The sequence below is a fragment of the Streptomyces sp. NPDC030840 genome (assembly GCF_055572015.1).
Genome location: NZ_JBVIEE010000023.1, coordinates 75,997 through 90,439, shown reverse-complemented (window position 1 = coordinate 90,439; position 14,443 = coordinate 75,997). Strand labels below are relative to the sequence as shown.

The following is a 14,443-nucleotide window of genomic DNA, read 5'->3' as shown; positions in this document are numbered from 1 at the left end:
TGTTGTCGTACCGGCGCGGTAGGCTGGCCGACCGTTGTACCGCACTCCGGCGTCCGGTGCTTCGTAGGCCAATGTCCGGAAAGCGCGCCCGGTTTGGGGCGGGTCGTGGTACGGCGGGACCGGAGGGCGCGCAACGTGGCGCAGTACACAGCGGACCGTCGCGGATCAAGCTGTCGCGACGGCGGGACGACGGCGACAATGGCCAGGCAGTGGCTTTGTCGACTTGAAGGTGGGTCGTCTCGTGCCGCTGGGCACGCATGCTCGTTCTCCACTGTGGGGCGGTCGGTGCGCCGTTCCGGGCCAGCTGGCGAAGAGCACTAACTGATGGGCGAGGGGTTACGCATGACCGACACCGGCCAGGTCCCGGGCGAGGGACTGCCGGAGAACGCAGGCATGGTGGAGCAGCCGGGCGTCCACGCGCCGGATGCGTACACCTACCTCTCCGAGACCGAGACCGCCGCCGAGGACGAAGAGCTGCTGCTGCCGGGCGCGCAGGGCGCGTGGGGCCACGAGGCACCCCCGCCGGCCCCGGAGCCCGCCGCCCAGGTCGTCCACGAGCCGGGCCCGCACGAGACGGGCGGCCGCGACAGCGGTTCCGTCGACGTGAGCGCCGTCCGCGCGCCCGGTCCGAGTTCCGTCGCACCCGAGGCCACGGCCGTGGCCCAGGAACCCGGTCCCGTCCGCGCGCAGGTCGCCACGTCCGTTCCGCAGCCGCCGGTGGCCCGCCGCCCGCTGCACCTCGGCCCGCCGGTCCCGGGCGGCGCCGCCAGCCCCGTCCGTTCCCTCGCCGACCGCGGCCCGGCCGGCGCCCCGGTTCCGCCCGGCGCCGTCCGTCAGCCCTCGGCGCCCGGGGCGGGCCCTGAGTACCTCGACACACCGCAGCACGCCGAGGCCGTACCCCGGGCCGCGTCGCCCTGGGTGGCCGTTCCGCTGACATCCTCGCTGACCACCGGTGTGCCGGAGGCCCCGGAGGGTGCGCAGGCGGTTCCGTCCGGTGCGGCACCTGACGAGAGCGCGCCCGGTGGAGCCGTGTCCGCGGAGGGGACGGCTGCAGAAACGGTCGTCCCGGAGAGCGGGCAGGCCGCCGCGACGGGGGAGGTGCTCACGCCCCAGGCACCCGTGACCGTACACAACCCCGACGCGCTGGACGGCTCCCTGGACCCTTCGGCCCCCGATCCGAGCGTGTTCCCGGCGGCCGAGGCCCCCCAGGTGGTCGACGGCGCGGCTCCGCCTGCCGGGATTCCGGCGGAAGCCGAGGCTCAGCAGACGGTCGAGACCGACCCCGCCGCAGTCGTCCAGGAGCAGCCGACGGCGCTCGACCAGCCGGCCGCGGTACCGGACCAGGACCAGGTGGGTCACGAGCCGGTGGCTCAGGAGCCGGCGGACCAAGGCCTGATCGCGGACCAGCCGCAGCTCACCGAGCAGAGCCCTCAGCCGGCCGACCCCGCCGCCCACGGGGCGGGTTCCGCTTCCCAGGCGCCGGATGTGGACTCCCAGGGCACCGCTGGCCGCCCCGCGGACCCCGCGGTTCAGATGGAGCCTCACCAGGCGGCGAGTCCCCAACAGGAGGAGACCGCACCGCAGACGGAGCCCGCGCAACACGTTGAGGCGGCGCCGCAGTCCGATACGGCGCCGCAGGCCGAAGCGCTGCCGCAGGCTGAAGCGTTGCCGCAGGCTGAAGCGTTGCCGCAGGCTGAAGCGTTGCCGCAGGCTGAGACAGAGCCGCAGGCTGAGACGGAGCCGCAGGCTGAGACGGAGCCGCAGGCTGAGACGGAGCCGCAGGTCGGCCCTCCGCAGCCGCCCGCCGCTGAAGCCAAGCCCGCGCCGGAGGAGCCGTTGCCCGCGCCCGTCGCGCCGGAGCAGCCTGTCCAGCAAGCCGAGCCCGTTGAGCAAGCTGAGCCTGTCCAGCAAGCCGAGCCCGTCGAGCACCCTGAGCCCGCTCAACAGCCCCTGCCCGTCCAGGAACCGGCCCCCGCCGTGGCCCAGGCCCCTGCCATCGAGCCCACCGCCCCCGAGCCGCTCCACGCGGCGCCGGACGGAGTGACTCCGCAGGCCGAGGCCGTCGCGCAGCGAGCCGACAGCCAGGTGCCGCCAAACGCCCGGTTCGTCCCCGTCGACGAAAGGGCGCCCACCGCACCGCCCGCCATGACGGCCCCGCCGCCGCCCGCCGAGGAGCAGCCCGAGCCCGTCCAGGCTCCGGACGAGGGCGCCCAGGTCGTGCAGGCCCCGGAGGACACCCGACTCCAGGAGGCCGTCACACCCCCCACGGCACCGGTGACGGCAGAGGAGCCGCCCGCGGCGACCGTGGAGGACGCGCTCCCCGCAGCCGACCCCGAGCCCCGGACGGCGACCGGCCCGGAGGCACAGCCCTCGCTCAGCGTTGAGGAGACTCCCGACGAGGGAGCACAGCCCTCCGTCCCGGACGAGACACTCGACGTCACACCGGCCCAGGAAACAGCCCCGCCTGCGCCTGCGGAACCGGAGCCGCCCGCCGCCGTCACGGTCCCCGCCCCGCGCGACCCCGAGGCGTCCCTCACCCCCGGGACCCCCGCCGAGCCCGGCGCTCCCGCCGAGCCCGGCGCTCCCGCCGAACCTCAGGCGCCCACGACGGAATCGGCCGCTCCGGAGCCGCTCGTGGCGCACGAGGAGCCCGATGTCGTCCAGCACGCGGAGGACCTGGAGACCAGGGGCGCCGACCAGGAAGAGAGCACGGCCGCCGTGGAAGAGGCAGGAGAGTCCACCGGCCCGGCCGCACCCGGCTACGACGACGCCGAGCGCGAGGCAGTGCTGCGCGTGATGCGCGAGCGCCGCGACATCCGCAACGGCTTCCGCAGCGACCCGATCCCGCACGACGTCCTGCTGCGCGTCCTGGAGGCGGCCCACACAGCCCCGTCCGTCGGCCACTCGCAGCCCTGGGACTTCGTCGTCATCCGCTCGGCCGAGACACGCCGCACGATGCACGAACTGGCCCAGCGCCAGCGCGAGGCGTACGCCAAGTCGCTGCCCAAGGGCCGGGCGAAGCAGTTCAAGGAACTGAAGATCGAGGCGATCCTCGACACCCCGGTGAACATCGTCGTTACCGCCGACCCGACCCGCGGTGGCCGCCACACCCTGGGCCGCCACACCCAGCCCCAGATGGCCCCGTACTCCTCCGCGCTCGCGGTCGAGAACCTGTGGCTCGCGGCCCGCGCCGAGGGACTAGGCGTCGGCTGGGTCAGCTTCTTCGACGAGCGCGAGATGGTGCGCGCCCTGGGCCTGCCCGAGCACCTGGAGGTCGTGGCGTATCTGTGCGTCGGGTACGTCGACGAGTTCCCGGAGGAGCCCGAGCTGCTGCAGGCGGGCTGGTCCAAGCGCCGCCCGCTGTCCTGGGTCGTCCACGAGGAGACGTACGGCCGCCGCGCCCTGCCCGGTGAGGAGCCGCACGACCTGCTCGCCGAGACCGTCGCCGGTATCCGCCCGCTGGACGCCAAGGCGCTCGGCGAGGCGTGGGAGCGGCAGAAGCGCATGACGAAGCCCGCCGGCGCGCTCGGCATGCTGGAGATCATCTCGGCGCAGCTGTCCGGCCTGTCCCGCCAGTGCCCGCCGCCGATCCCGGAGCCCGCCGCCGTCGCGATCTTCGCGGGCGACCACGGCGTGCACGCCCGGGGCGTCACCCCCTGGCCGCAGGAGGTGACCGCCCAGATGGTCGCCAACTTCCTCGGCGGGGGAGCGGTCTGCAACGCCTTCGCGGGCCAGGTGGGCGCCGAAGTGTGCGTCGTGGACGTGGGCGTGGCCGGCGAACTCCCGTCCACCCCGGGCCTCCTCCCGCGCAAGGTGCGTCCGGGCACGGCCGACATGACGACCGGCCCCGCACTGACCCGCGAGGAGGTCAAGCAGGCGATCGAGGTCGGCATCGAGACGGCCCGCGACCTGGTGGCGGCGGGCAACAAGGCGCTGCTGACGGGCGAGATGGGCATCGCGAACACGACCGCGTCCGCCGCCCTGATCTCGGTCTTCACGGACACGGACCCCTCCGAGGTCACGGGCCGGGGCACGGGCATCAACGACGAGACGCTGGCCCGCAAGACCGAGGTGGTCCGCCGCGCCATCGAGCTCCACCAGCCCGACCCGGCCGACCCCATCGGCGTCCTCGCGGCGTTCGGCGGCCTGGAGCACGCGGCGATGGTGGGCCTGCTCCTCGGCGGCGCGTCCCTCCGTACGCCGGTGATCCTCGACGGCGTCAGCGCCGGCGCCGCCGCCCTGGTGGCCCGCGCCATCGCCCCCGAGGTCCTGGCCGCCTGCATCGCCGGCCACCGCAGCGCCGAACCCGGCCACGTGGCTGCCCTGAAGAAGCTCGGCCTGCGCCCCCTGGTCGACCTCGACCTCCGCCTCGGCGAGGGCACGGGCGCTCTCCTCGCCCTCCCGATGGTCCAGAGCACGGCCAGGGCGATGCACGAGGTGGCGACGTTCGACTCGGCCGGGGTAACGGAGAAGTAGGGTCACCAGACGGCCGGCCTGCGGGTTGTGGGCAGTCGCTCCGCTGGGCCGGAGCGGGTGGGCACAACCCGGCCACCCAGCCGCACGTAGGGGGGCCCGGGGCGGAGACCCCGGTTTCGGGAAGGGGCGGGCCCGGGGAGAGAAAACCTCACCCCCACCCCGGCCACCCACCACCCCCGCACATAAAATTCCGCACGTCAGGGCCGCTCCAAAGCCGCAGCGCGCCCACCCGCAAAACGCCCCGCAGGAGCCGCACCTCTCATGGCCGAACACCCCGCCTACCCCGTAGGCCTCCGCCTCACCGGCCGCCGAGTGGTCGTCCTCGGCGGCGGCCAGGTCGCCGGGCGCCGCCTCCCGGCCCTCATCGCCGCGGGCGCCGACGTCCTCCTTGTGTCCCCCGAAGCGACACCCTCCGTCGAGGCCATGGCGGACGCGGGCGAGATCACCTGGGAGAGGCGTCCCTACGCGGACGGCGACCTCGCCGACGCCTGGTACGCCCTGATCGCCACCAGCGACCCCGAGGCGAACGAGCGGGCCTCGGCCGAGGCGGAGGCGCACCGCGTCTGGTGCGTCCGCTCCGACAACGCCGACGCGGCCACGGCCTGGACCCCCGCCACCGGCCACAGCGAGGGCGTCACGGTCGCCGTCCTCACCACCCGCGCCCAGGGCCGCGACCCCCGCCACACCGCCGCCATCCGCGACGCCGTGGTCGAGGGCCTCCGCGACGGCACCCTCGTGGCGCCCCACCACCGCACCCGTACGCCCGGCGTCGCCCTCGTCGGCGGCGGCCCCGGCGACCCGGACCTGATCACCGTGCGCGGCCGCCGCCTCCTCGCCGAGGCCGATGTCGTCATCGCCGACCGTCTCGGTCCGCGTGACCTGCTCGCCGAACTCCCGCCGCACGTCGAGGTGATCGACGCGGCGAAGATCCCGTACGGCCGCTTCATGGCACAGGAGGCGATCAACAACGCGCTCATCGAGCACGCGAAGCAGGGGAAGTCGGTGGTCCGCCTGAAGGGCGGCGACCCCTACGTCTTCGGCCGCGGCATGGAGGAGCTCCAGGCGCTCGCCGAGGCCGGCATCCCCTGCACGGTGGTGCCCGGCATCTCCAGCTCCATCTCGGTCCCGGGAGCGGCCGGCATCCCCGTGACCCACCGGGGCGTGGCGCACGAGTTCACGGTGGTCAGCGGCCATGTGGCCCCCGACGACGAGCGTTCCCTGGTCGACTGGGCATCGCTCGCCAAGCTGACCGGCACGCTCGTGATCCTCATGGGCGTCGACAAGATCGGCCGGATCGCCGAGACGCTGGTCGCCCACGGCAAGGCGGCCGACACGCCCGTGGCCCTCGTCCAGGAGGGCACCACCGCAGCCCAGCGCCGCGTCGACGCGACCCTCGCCACGGTCGCCGAGGCCGTCCGTACCCAGGACGTGAGGCCCCCTGCGGTCATCGTCATCGGCGAGGTCGTGAAGGTGGGCCCGGAAGCGGCGCCTGAGGCGCACCCACAGGCATCCGAGTAACCCCGGGTAACACAACCCGTTCCCAGCCGTTGGCACAGCACCCAGGACAAGGCAGTATCACCCTGTGGCCGATCTCATCACCGTTGAGGACCCCGACGACCCGCGCCTGCGCGACTACACGGGCCTGACCGACGTGGAGCTGCGCCGCAAGCGCGAGCCCGCCGAGGGCCTGTTCATCGCCGAGGGCGAGAAGGTCATCCGCAGGGCCAAGGAAGCCGGCTACGAGATGCGGTCGATGCTGCTCTCGGCCAAGTGGGTCGACGTCATGCGGGACGTCATCGACGAGCTCCCCGCCCCGGTGTACGCGGTCAGCCCGGAACTCGCCGAGCAGGTCACCGGCTACCACGTGCACCGTGGTGCCCTCGCGTCCATGCAGCGCAAACCACTGCCGACGGCCGACGAACTCCTGCAGACCGCCCGCAGGGTCGTGGTCATGGAATCGGTCAACGACCACACCAACATCGGCGCGATCTTCCGCTCGGCCGCCGCCCTCGGCATGGACGCCGTCCTGCTCTCGCCCGACTGCGCCGACCCCCTCTACCGCCGCAGCGTGAAGGTCTCCATGGGCGCGGTCTTCGCCGTACCGTACGCCCGTCTGGAAAGCTGGCCGAAGAGCCTGGAGTCCGTCCGCGAGGCCGGCTTCGCGCTCCTGGCGCTCACCCCTGACGAGAAGGCCAAGACCCTCGACGAGACGGCCCCGCACCGCATGGACCGGGTCGCCCTCATGCTCGGCGCCGAGGGCGACGGCCTCTCCACCCAGGCCCTGGTGGCGGCCGACGAATGGGTCCGCATCCCCATGGCCCACGGCGTCGACTCCCTCAACGTGGGCGCGGCGGCAGCGGTCGCGTTCTACGCGGTGGCTACGGGGCGACCACAGCTCTGAGCGGCGCGCCCCGAAATGGGGCGCGGGGAACTGCGCGACCAGCCGCAACGGACCCGCAGCCGACCATCGACGCGCAGTCCCGAACTCTGCGTGCTTCGTCCCCGGCCGAACGAGACCCGTCAGCCGCTATCCGACGTCACCCCATCCGGCGACGACGCCTGCGCATGCTCAACCCGTGCACCCCGCTCGTCACCCAGCCCCCGAGACGGCCCCTGACACCCCTGTGCCGCCGCGATGCCGAGGGCCACCAGCAGCGTCACCACGACGAACACGATGAGGCGCTGCCGCAACAGCCGCGGGTTGGCGGGTCGGCGACCGGTCCCGTTGGTGCGCGGCGCCGGCCGGCCACCACGGGGGACGGACCGGCTGCCGGACCGAGTGGTGTTGCGCGGGGCCGCGGGGCGCGCCCCCGCCCCTGACCCCGGCCGCGGCCCGCCACCGGTGGCCCGCGGGGACGAACCGCCCGTACGGGACCCGCCGCCCGTACGCGGCAAGGGTGTGCCCTGTGCGCTCTGCGGTCGCCGCTGGGTGCGCTGCTCGACGTGCTGTTCCGCGAGCCGCCCGGACGACGACCGGTCGGGCGAGGTGCGCGGCGCGGGTGGACGGACGTCCGCGAGCCCCTGCGACTCGCGCGCGGCGATCTCCTTGAGGCGCAGCGAGAGTTGAAGGGTGCTGGGCCGCTCCTCCGGGTCCTTGGCGAGGCACGCGCGGATGAGCGGAGCCAGGGCGTCCGGAACTCCGTGCAACTGCGGCTCCTCGTGCACCACCCGGTACAGCATGACCTCGGAACTGCCGTGCCCGAAGGGCGAGTCGGAGGTCGCCGCGTACGCGAGAGTGGCGCCGAGCGAGAAGACGTCGGTGGCCGGAGTGACGGCCGCGCCGCGCACCTGCTCGGGCGCGAGGAACCCGGGCGACCCCACGGCCGTACCGACGTGCGTCAGGGTGGAGGCGCCCGTGGCCCAGGCGATCCCGAAGTCGATGATCCGCGGTCCCTTGGGGGAGAGCAGGATGTTGGACGGCTTCAGGTCACGGTGCACGACGCCCGCCTCGTGCACGGCGACGAGTCCCTCGGACAGGGCGGCACCGACCGCGGCGATGTCGGCGGCGGACAGGGGCCCCTCGCCGACGACCTTGTCGTGCAGGGACGGCCCGGGTACGTACTGCGTGGCGAACCAGGGCCGGTCCGCGTCCAGATCCGCGGCGACCAGCCGGGCCGTGCAGCCGCCCCGGATCCGCCGCGCCGCCGACACCTCGCGCGCGAACCTCGACCGGAACTCCTGATCCTCCGCGAGGTCCGGCCGGATCACCTTCAGTGCGACCCGCTGTCCCCGCTTGTCGGAGCCCAGGTAGACAACGCCCATCCCGCCCGCGCCCAGCCGTCTGTGCAGCCTGAACGAGCCGACGACGCGCGGGTCCTCGCGCCTCAGGCGCATCATCGCCATGTTCATCCCCGCTGCCCGGTCCGTGTGACGTGGCACAGCTTACGTTTCCACACCCGGGTCCGCGCAGAGGCCGCGCCCTCTCGCCCCGATCGATTGTCAGTGCCGGGCGGGAAATTTGAAGGGTGGTCAGGGAACAGGGGTTCGGGCGGGCCTTGAGCTGCCCGTGATCCCAACGGCTCATCAAAGAAGGGGGATTGAACCCGTGAAGGGTGATCGTGTGGAGATAGTCGTGGACGCCGGCGACACGACGCGCACATACGAGGTGGTGGCGAGCAGGGCGGGCTGCCGGGTGGAGACCGCGGTCCGCAGGGGTGTGGTGGAAGTGAGCGAAGTCACGCGTCGGGGGTCCCCCCCCACGCGTTTCAGGCAGTGGGGGAGGGCCGGTCGTGCGTACGGCGCGCTTCATGGCGAACCGGGTCCTCGCCCTCGTCGAGCAGCCTGTCCCGCGGGAGGACATCTCGGAACAGCCGGGGCACACCGGGCGTCCCCTCCGGGAAGACCCTGAGTCCTAGGTCCTCGTCTCCACCCAGGGGAGTACATCGCAGGTCATCGCTCATCCTCGGGGAGGCCCGGCAATCGGTACGAGGGCATGACGCCCCGTACCGGCCGCGCGCCTAGATTTGAGGTCAAGCGGCGGGTGCAGCACTCGTCCCCCGAGGTCAGACACCCGCCGCTGCCAACGACAAGCACAGACAGGTCAGGAGAGGGACCATGGCCCACACGGCACCGCGGACGATGGTCCGCACGCAGGGGCGCAAGGTGCACGGCGCCGCGTTCCGCGCCCGTCGCCAGGGCCGCCGCCACCCCCTGGTGGCGACCGCGATGGTCCTTCCTCTGGCGGCCCTGCTCGTGTACGCCTTCGGCGGCTGGGAGGCAGTGGTCACACAGGCGTCGTCCGTGGGAGTGATGCTGGGGCGCTGAGCGGCGACCCCAGGCCCGGAAGAGCGGTCCGGGCGGGGACATCCACCCATGAAACCCCGTGGGGACGGGGGTGCGGCGGACGGCACAGACGCCCGCGCAGCTGGGGAGCTGCGCGGGCGCCTTCTTGCATACGTCCCCCTTTAGACACATTCAGCCCCTCCGGCGTTCGAGGAGCGGGGGTCCGGGGTGGCGACCTCCTCCACGCGCACCCACCCGCACACACCCGCACCCCCACCCACCCCCCCACACCACCCGCGTACGCTCAGGCACGAGCGCCGTCCGCCGCCCAGGGGGAGCCCCGTGACCGCAGAAGCACGACCAGACGTGCTGCCCACCCTGACCGCCAGAACACGAGCCATGGCTCACCCCCGAGGCGGCCCCTGCGGGCACACCGACACCGTGCTCGCCCAGAGGTCCGACGGCACGGTCGTACGGCACGCCGACACGGTGGCCAAGGCCCATGCCCCGGGCACGGACCTCGCGGACCTCGCACCCCGCCTCGCCACGGCCACCGCCCTCCCCGAGATCCTCCTGGCCCCCCTCCACCCCACCGCGGCGCACCTCCACGGCCGTCTGGTGACCTTCTGGCCCTACGGCAGCCCCGTGGACCCCGAGACCCCCGAGGACGCCCCGTGGGAGCACGCGGCCGTCCTCCTCGCCCGCCTGCACAAGACGCCCGCACCGCCCCTGCTGCCCCCCATGCGCGGCCCGGCCAAGGCCGCCCGGGCGATGGCCCGCCTCCACGCGGCCGGCCCGCACCCGGCCGCCGCCCCGATCCGGCGCGCCTGGCAGACCCTGCCCGCCTGGGCCAGGGACGAGGCCCCGATGTACGGCACGACGACCCTGTGCCACGGCGACCTCCACCTCGGCCAGCTCGTACGGCACCCCGCACGGACCGGCCCCTGGCGGCTGATCGACGTGGACGACCTGGGAGTCGGTGTACCGGCGTGGGACCTGGCCCGGCCGGCCGGCTGGTACGCCTGCGGCCTGCTCCCGCCCGACGAGTGGACCCGGTTCCTGACCGCGTACCAGCAGGAGGGCGGCCCGGCCGTCCCGCACGACAGCGACCCCTGGCCCGCCCTGGACGTCCCGGCCAGGGCGCTCACCGTGCAGACGGCGGCCCTGGCGGTCGCGAAATCCGTGGCGGCGGACCGCCCGCTGGACGAGGTGCAGCAGGCCGTGATCGACGCCTGTGACCGAATGGCCGCCGTCCCGCCCGAGTTGCCCCAAGGCCCCACGAAGTAGGGTGCAACCGACCGAAGCCGGGCAGTGTCTGTCCTGGCGATACGCGAAGCAGCACCGAACGGCGAGGAGTTGAGTCGAACCATGCAGTGTCCGAAGTGCCATGCGCCGATGCACACGTACAACCGCAACGGCGTCCAGATCGAGCAGTGCAGCGGCTGCCGCGGGATCTTTCTCGACTACGGCGAGCTGGAGTCGCTGACCCGTCTGGAGTCCCAGTGGTCGCAGCCCGCGCCGCCGCCCCCGGCCGCCCCGCAGGCGTACCCCGCGGCTCCCGCCCCCGCCTGGGGCGCTCCGCACGGAGGTCACGGTGGCCACCATGGTCACTACGGCCACAAGCGTCACAAGAGCTTCGGCCACATGCTGTTCTCCAGCTGAGTGCCGCGGCTGCTTCGCTCCCCAGTCGAGCAGCGACAGCGCACGAAGAAGCCCCCGGCCGTACAGAACGGCCGGGGGCTTCGGCATGTGGACGATACTGGGATTGAACCAGTGACCTCTTCCGTGTCAGGGAAGCGCTCTCCCGCTGAGCTAATCGTCCTCAGGACCACGGCCCAGGGGCCGCGGGTGCCGCGTGCGCGATACTGGGATTGAACCAGTGACCTCTTCCGTGTCAGGGAAGCGCTCTCCCGCTGAGCTAATCGCGCGGGTCGGATCTTGTCCGTCCGCCCTGAACGATCCAGAGCGTACGTGCGGAAAGATCCAGTGGACGATACTGGGATTGAACCAGTGACCTCTTCCGTGTCAGGGAAGCGCTCTCCCGCTGAGCTAATCGTCCTTGGAGGTGGAGACGGGATTTGAACCCGTGTAGACGGCTTTGCAGGCCGTTGCCTCGCCTCTCGGCCACTCCACCAGGAGCACAGGGGCTCGGGAAGATCCCCTGGCTTCCTTCGAGCGGACGACGAGGCTCGAACTCGCGACCTCAACCTTGGCAAGGTTGCGCTCTACCAACTGAGCTACGTCCGCTTGTCGTTTCCGTTTCGCTTGCGCGTCGCGGCGACGAGTTGAACTCTAGCGGATTCCGGGGCCAGTACAAAAACGCGTTTGTGCAGCGTGCTGCGGTACGCCCGGTCCAGGACCCGGTCGGGGCGGCCCTCACGGCGCCGGTCCTAGACTCGACCACGTGCCCGACCTGCCTCCTCTCGCCCGCTTCGGCGGTCTCGTCGCGACCGGCCTCGCCGATGTGACCAGCGATCCCACGGCCCTGGACTCCGCCGGCTTCTGGGCCGTGTCGGCCGACTACGAGGGGAGTCTGGTGTGCGCGCGCTTCCGTGATGTACGTCGCGAACAGGTGCCCGCCGCCGTGCCGGGCGCCTGGCGCGGCCCCCGTGTCGGTGACTGGACGTCGTCCCTCGACCGCGCCGCGTACACGCGGGGTGTGCGGCGCATACGTGAGCACATCGCGGCGGGCGAGGTGTACCAGGCGAACCTGTGCCGGGTCCTCTCCGCGCCCGTCGCGCCCGGCGCCGACGTGGACGCGCTGACCGCGCTGCTGGCGCGCGGAAACCCGGCGCCCTATGCAGGAACGATTCGTCTGCCCGGTCACGGCGTGGAGATCGCCACCGCGTCCCCCGAGCTCTTCCTGCGCCGCCAGGGGCGCGTCGTCGAGTCCGGCCCGATCAAGGGCACGGGGCGCACGGAGGCGGACCTCCTGGAGAAGGACTACGCCGAGAACGTGATGATCGTGGACCTGGTCCGCAACGACGTCGGCCGTGTCTGCGCCACGGGCTCGGTGACGGTCCCCGAGCTGTGCGTCGTCGAGAAGCACCCGGGTCTGGTCCACCTCGTCTCCACCGTGCGCGGCGAGCTGCGCGACGAAGCCGGCTGGCCCGAGCTGCTGACCGCCGCCTTCCCGCCCGGCTCCGTCACCGGCGCCCCCAAGTCCAGCGCCCTGCGGATCCTCGCCGCCCTGGAGACGGCGCCGCGCGGCCCGTACTGCGGCGGCATCGGCTGGGTGGACGCGGACCGGGGCACCGGGGAGCTGGCCGTCGGCATCCGCACCTTCTGGATCGACCGTGCGGAGGGCCTGCTGCGCTTCGGCACCGGCGCGGGCATCACCTGGGGGTCGGACCCGGAGGGGGAGTGGCGGGAGACCGAGCTGAAGGCGGCCAGACTGCTCGCGGTAGCGTCGGGGGAGTACGAGGTGAGTGGGAGGACCGTTTCGTGAAGATCTGGCTCGACGGTGGGCTGCAGGACATCGAGGCCGCCCGCGTCTCCGTCCTCGACCACGGACTGACCGTGGGCGACGGCGTCTTCGAGACCGTCAAGGCGGCCGAAGGGCGGCCGTTCGCGCTGACCCGTCACCTCGACCGGCTGGCCCGCTCCGCGCGCGGCCTGGGGCTGCCGGAGCCCGACCTCGACGAGGTGCGACGGGCGTGTTCCGCCGTCGTGGACGCCAACCCGATGGTCCTCGGCCGCCTGCGCATCACGTACACCGGCGGTGTCTCCCCGCTCGGCTCCGACCGCGGCGACCACGGCCCCACCCTCGTCGTCGCCCTCGGTGAGACCACCCGCCGCCCCGACTCGACGGCCGTGATCACGGTCCCCTGGACCCGCAACGAGCGCGGCGCCCTGGCAGGCCTGAAGACCACCTCGTACGCCGAGAACGTCGTCGCGCTGGCCCGCGCGCACGAACAGGGCGCGTCCGAGGCACTGTTCGCCAACACGGTCGGGCAGCTGTGCGAGGGCACGGGCTCGAACGTCTTCGTGGTCCTCGACGGGGAGATCCACACCCCGCCGGTCGCCTCCGGCTGCCTCGCGGGCATCACGCGCGCGCTCACCGCCGAATGGACGGGCGCCCGGGAGACCGACCTGCCGCTGGACGTCCTGGAACGCGCCGACGAGGTCTTCCTGACATCGACCCTGCGCGACGTTCAGGCCGTGCACCGGGTCGACTCCCGCGAACTCCCCGGCGCTCCCGGCCCGGTGACGGCCAAGGCCATGCGGATCTTCCAGGAGCGTGCAGGGAACGACCTCGATCCGTAGGGTCGTGGCGGCGCGATCCGCGGCGGCGAAGGACCGGCGGCGACGGCGTGCGATTCCCGGATGACGAAGGGCCGCGGTACGGGTAGAACACCCGTGATGACCACCACCCTGCGGCCGACCGAGCCGCTCCAGCAGGCTGCGGACGGAACGCGCTCGCGCAACTACCGCGTGTGCGTGAACAGCCGTCCCGTGGGCGGAATACGCCTCGCCGTGCGCCCCGAGTACGGCCCGCACGTCGCCCGCATCGAGGAACTGCACATCGACGAGCCGGACCGCGGCCGCGGCCGGGGCACGGTGGCCGCGCTCGCCGCCGAGGAAGTCGTACGGGGCTGGGGGTGCCGACGCATCGAGGTGTCCGTGCCGGGCGACGCGGACACCGCACTCCGGCTCGCCACGGCGCTCGGATACCTCCCCGGCAGCCGCCACCTGGTGAAGCACCTCGACGGCACGCGGCGCGAGTTGCCCGCGGGCAGCGCCGCCCGTCCTCTCACCGAGGCCGAGTACGGTCCCTGGCTCGCGCACGAGCGTGAGGAGTTCGCACGCAGCCTGATCGAGAAGGGAATGCCGGCGGCCGAGGCGTACGCCAGGACCGACGAGGGGCACGCCACGTACCTCCCGGACGGGCCGGCCACCGAGAACACCCTGATCAGCGTCCTGGAGCACGAGGGGGCGCGGGTCGGTGTCCTCTGGCTGGGCCTGTGGCCCGAGACGGCGTTCGTGCTGGACGTCGAGGTCGACGCGGAGCACCGTGGCCACGGTCACGGCCGTGCCCTGATGCTCCTGGCCGAGCAGCAGGCCGTGGAGGGCGGGAAGGACCGGGTGACGCTCAACGTGTTCTCGGGCAACACCCCGGCCGAGCGGCTCTACGAGTCGCTCGGTTACCGGACGGCTGCCCACCACTTGTACAAGGAGCTGCTCTGAGGCGCCTGCGCGCCCGCGATCGGATGTCGTGTGGTCCCTTGGGCCCCGATGTCCGCGA

At 73.1% G+C, this 14,443-nt stretch carries 10 protein-coding genes, 5 tRNA genes and 1 pseudogene; 10 read left to right on the top strand and 6 right to left on the bottom strand.

What is annotated here, in order from left to right; translation table 11 throughout:
• Window positions 1–342 precede the first annotated feature (342 nt).
• The 3 genes from cobT to ACZ49J_RS35800 all read left to right on the top strand — a co-directional run bounded on the left by cobT (window position 343) and on the right by ACZ49J_RS35800 (window position 6,877).
• A complete protein-coding gene (cobT, locus tag ACZ49J_RS35810) occupies window positions 343–4,476 on the top strand; it encodes a nicotinate-nucleotide--dimethylbenzimidazole phosphoribosyltransferase (protein WP_467454946.1) in 4,134 nt (1,377 codons plus the stop codon).
• A 261-nt stretch (window positions 4,477–4,737) separates the two neighbouring features.
• Window positions 4,738–5,994, top strand: coding sequence for a uroporphyrinogen-III C-methyltransferase (gene cobA / locus ACZ49J_RS35805; protein ID WP_467454948.1), 1,257 nt, complete (start codon window positions 4,738–4,740; stop codon window positions 5,992–5,994).
• Window positions 5,995–6,058: 64 nt separating this feature from the next.
• Window positions 6,059–6,877: a TrmH family RNA methyltransferase gene (locus ACZ49J_RS35800; protein ID WP_467454950.1), complete on the top strand. Its 819-nt coding sequence runs from the start codon at window positions 6,059–6,061 to the stop codon at window positions 6,875–6,877.
• A 119-nt stretch (window positions 6,878–6,996) separates the two neighbouring features.
• On the opposite strand, the gene ACZ49J_RS35795 is transcribed toward ACZ49J_RS35800, so the two are convergent.
• Entirely contained in the window at window positions 6,997–8,325 is a 1,329-nt protein-coding gene (locus tag ACZ49J_RS35795; RefSeq protein ID WP_467455061.1) for a serine/threonine-protein kinase, read from the bottom strand.
• 196 nt (window positions 8,326–8,521) lie between these two features.
• Here ACZ49J_RS35795 and ACZ49J_RS35790 point away from each other — a divergent pair.
• From ACZ49J_RS35790 to ACZ49J_RS35775, 4 genes and pseudogenes are all read left to right on the top strand, one after another.
• Window positions 8,522–8,831 (top strand): annotated as a pseudogene (locus tag ACZ49J_RS35790) (hypothetical protein).
• Window positions 8,832–9,030: 199 nt separating this feature from the next.
• A complete protein-coding gene (locus ACZ49J_RS35785; RefSeq protein WP_467454951.1) occupies window positions 9,031–9,240 on the top strand; it encodes a hypothetical protein in 210 nt (69 codons plus the stop codon).
• A 357-nt stretch (window positions 9,241–9,597) separates the two neighbouring features.
• Window positions 9,598–10,485 (top strand): phosphotransferase family protein, encoded by an 888-nt coding sequence (locus ACZ49J_RS35780; RefSeq protein ID WP_467454952.1) that lies wholly within the window; start codon window positions 9,598–9,600, stop codon window positions 10,483–10,485.
• 81 nt (window positions 10,486–10,566) lie between these two features.
• A complete protein-coding gene (locus ACZ49J_RS35775; protein WP_181587346.1) occupies window positions 10,567–10,860 on the top strand; it encodes a TFIIB-type zinc ribbon-containing protein in 294 nt (97 codons plus the stop codon).
• Window positions 10,861–10,948: 88 nt separating this feature from the next.
• Here ACZ49J_RS35775 and ACZ49J_RS35770 read toward each other — a convergent pair.
• From ACZ49J_RS35770 to ACZ49J_RS35750, 5 genes are all read right to left on the bottom strand, one after another.
• Window positions 10,949–11,020 (bottom strand) — tRNA-Val (locus ACZ49J_RS35770).
• Between the two features lie 34 nt (window positions 11,021–11,054).
• A tRNA-Val gene (locus ACZ49J_RS35765) sits at window positions 11,055–11,126 on the bottom strand.
• A 59-nt stretch (window positions 11,127–11,185) separates the two neighbouring features.
• Window positions 11,186–11,257: transfer RNA gene (locus tag ACZ49J_RS35760), tRNA-Val, on the bottom strand.
• A 1-nt stretch (window position 11,258) separates the two neighbouring features.
• A tRNA-Cys gene (locus ACZ49J_RS35755) sits at window positions 11,259–11,332 on the bottom strand.
• A 40-nt stretch (window positions 11,333–11,372) separates the two neighbouring features.
• A tRNA-Gly gene (locus tag ACZ49J_RS35750) sits at window positions 11,373–11,445 on the bottom strand.
• Between the two features lie 157 nt (window positions 11,446–11,602).
• Here ACZ49J_RS35750 and ACZ49J_RS35745 point away from each other — a divergent pair.
• From ACZ49J_RS35745 to ACZ49J_RS35735, 3 genes are all read left to right on the top strand, one after another.
• Complete coding sequence (locus tag ACZ49J_RS35745) at window positions 11,603–12,646, top strand: chorismate-binding protein (RefSeq protein ID WP_467454954.1); 1,044 nt, start codon at window positions 11,603–11,605, stop codon at window positions 12,644–12,646.
• Entirely contained in the window at window positions 12,643–13,464 is an 822-nt protein-coding gene (locus tag ACZ49J_RS35740; protein ID WP_467454955.1) for an aminotransferase class IV, read from the top strand. Before ACZ49J_RS35745 ends, ACZ49J_RS35740 begins: the two co-directional genes overlap by 4 nt.
• Window positions 13,465–13,560: 96 nt before the next feature.
• The gene (locus ACZ49J_RS35735; protein ID WP_467454957.1) at window positions 13,561–14,385 is read left to right on the top strand and encodes a GNAT family N-acetyltransferase; all 825 of its coding nucleotides are present in this window, start codon (window positions 13,561–13,563) and stop codon (window positions 14,383–14,385) included.
• Window positions 14,386–14,443: the final 58 nt, after the last annotated feature.

Coding starts and splice junctions, on each gene's coding strand:
- cobT (WP_467454946.1), top strand. CDS start 343: ATGACCGACACCGGCCAGGTCCCGGGCGAGGGACTGCCGGAGAACGCA.
- cobA (WP_467454948.1), top strand. CDS start 4,738: ATGGCCGAACACCCCGCCTACCCCGTAGGCCTCCGCCTCACCGGCCGC.
- ACZ49J_RS35795 (WP_467455061.1), bottom strand. CDS start 8,325: ATGAACATGGCGATGATGCGCCTGAGGCGCGAGGACCCGCGCGTCGTC.
- ACZ49J_RS35785 (WP_467454951.1), top strand. CDS start 9,031: ATGGCCCACACGGCACCGCGGACGATGGTCCGCACGCAGGGGCGCAAG.
- ACZ49J_RS35780 (WP_467454952.1), top strand. CDS start 9,598: ATGGCTCACCCCCGAGGCGGCCCCTGCGGGCACACCGACACCGTGCTC.
- ACZ49J_RS35775 (WP_181587346.1), top strand. CDS start 10,567: ATGCAGTGTCCGAAGTGCCATGCGCCGATGCACACGTACAACCGCAAC.
- ACZ49J_RS35735 (WP_467454957.1), top strand. CDS start 13,561: ATGACCACCACCCTGCGGCCGACCGAGCCGCTCCAGCAGGCTGCGGAC.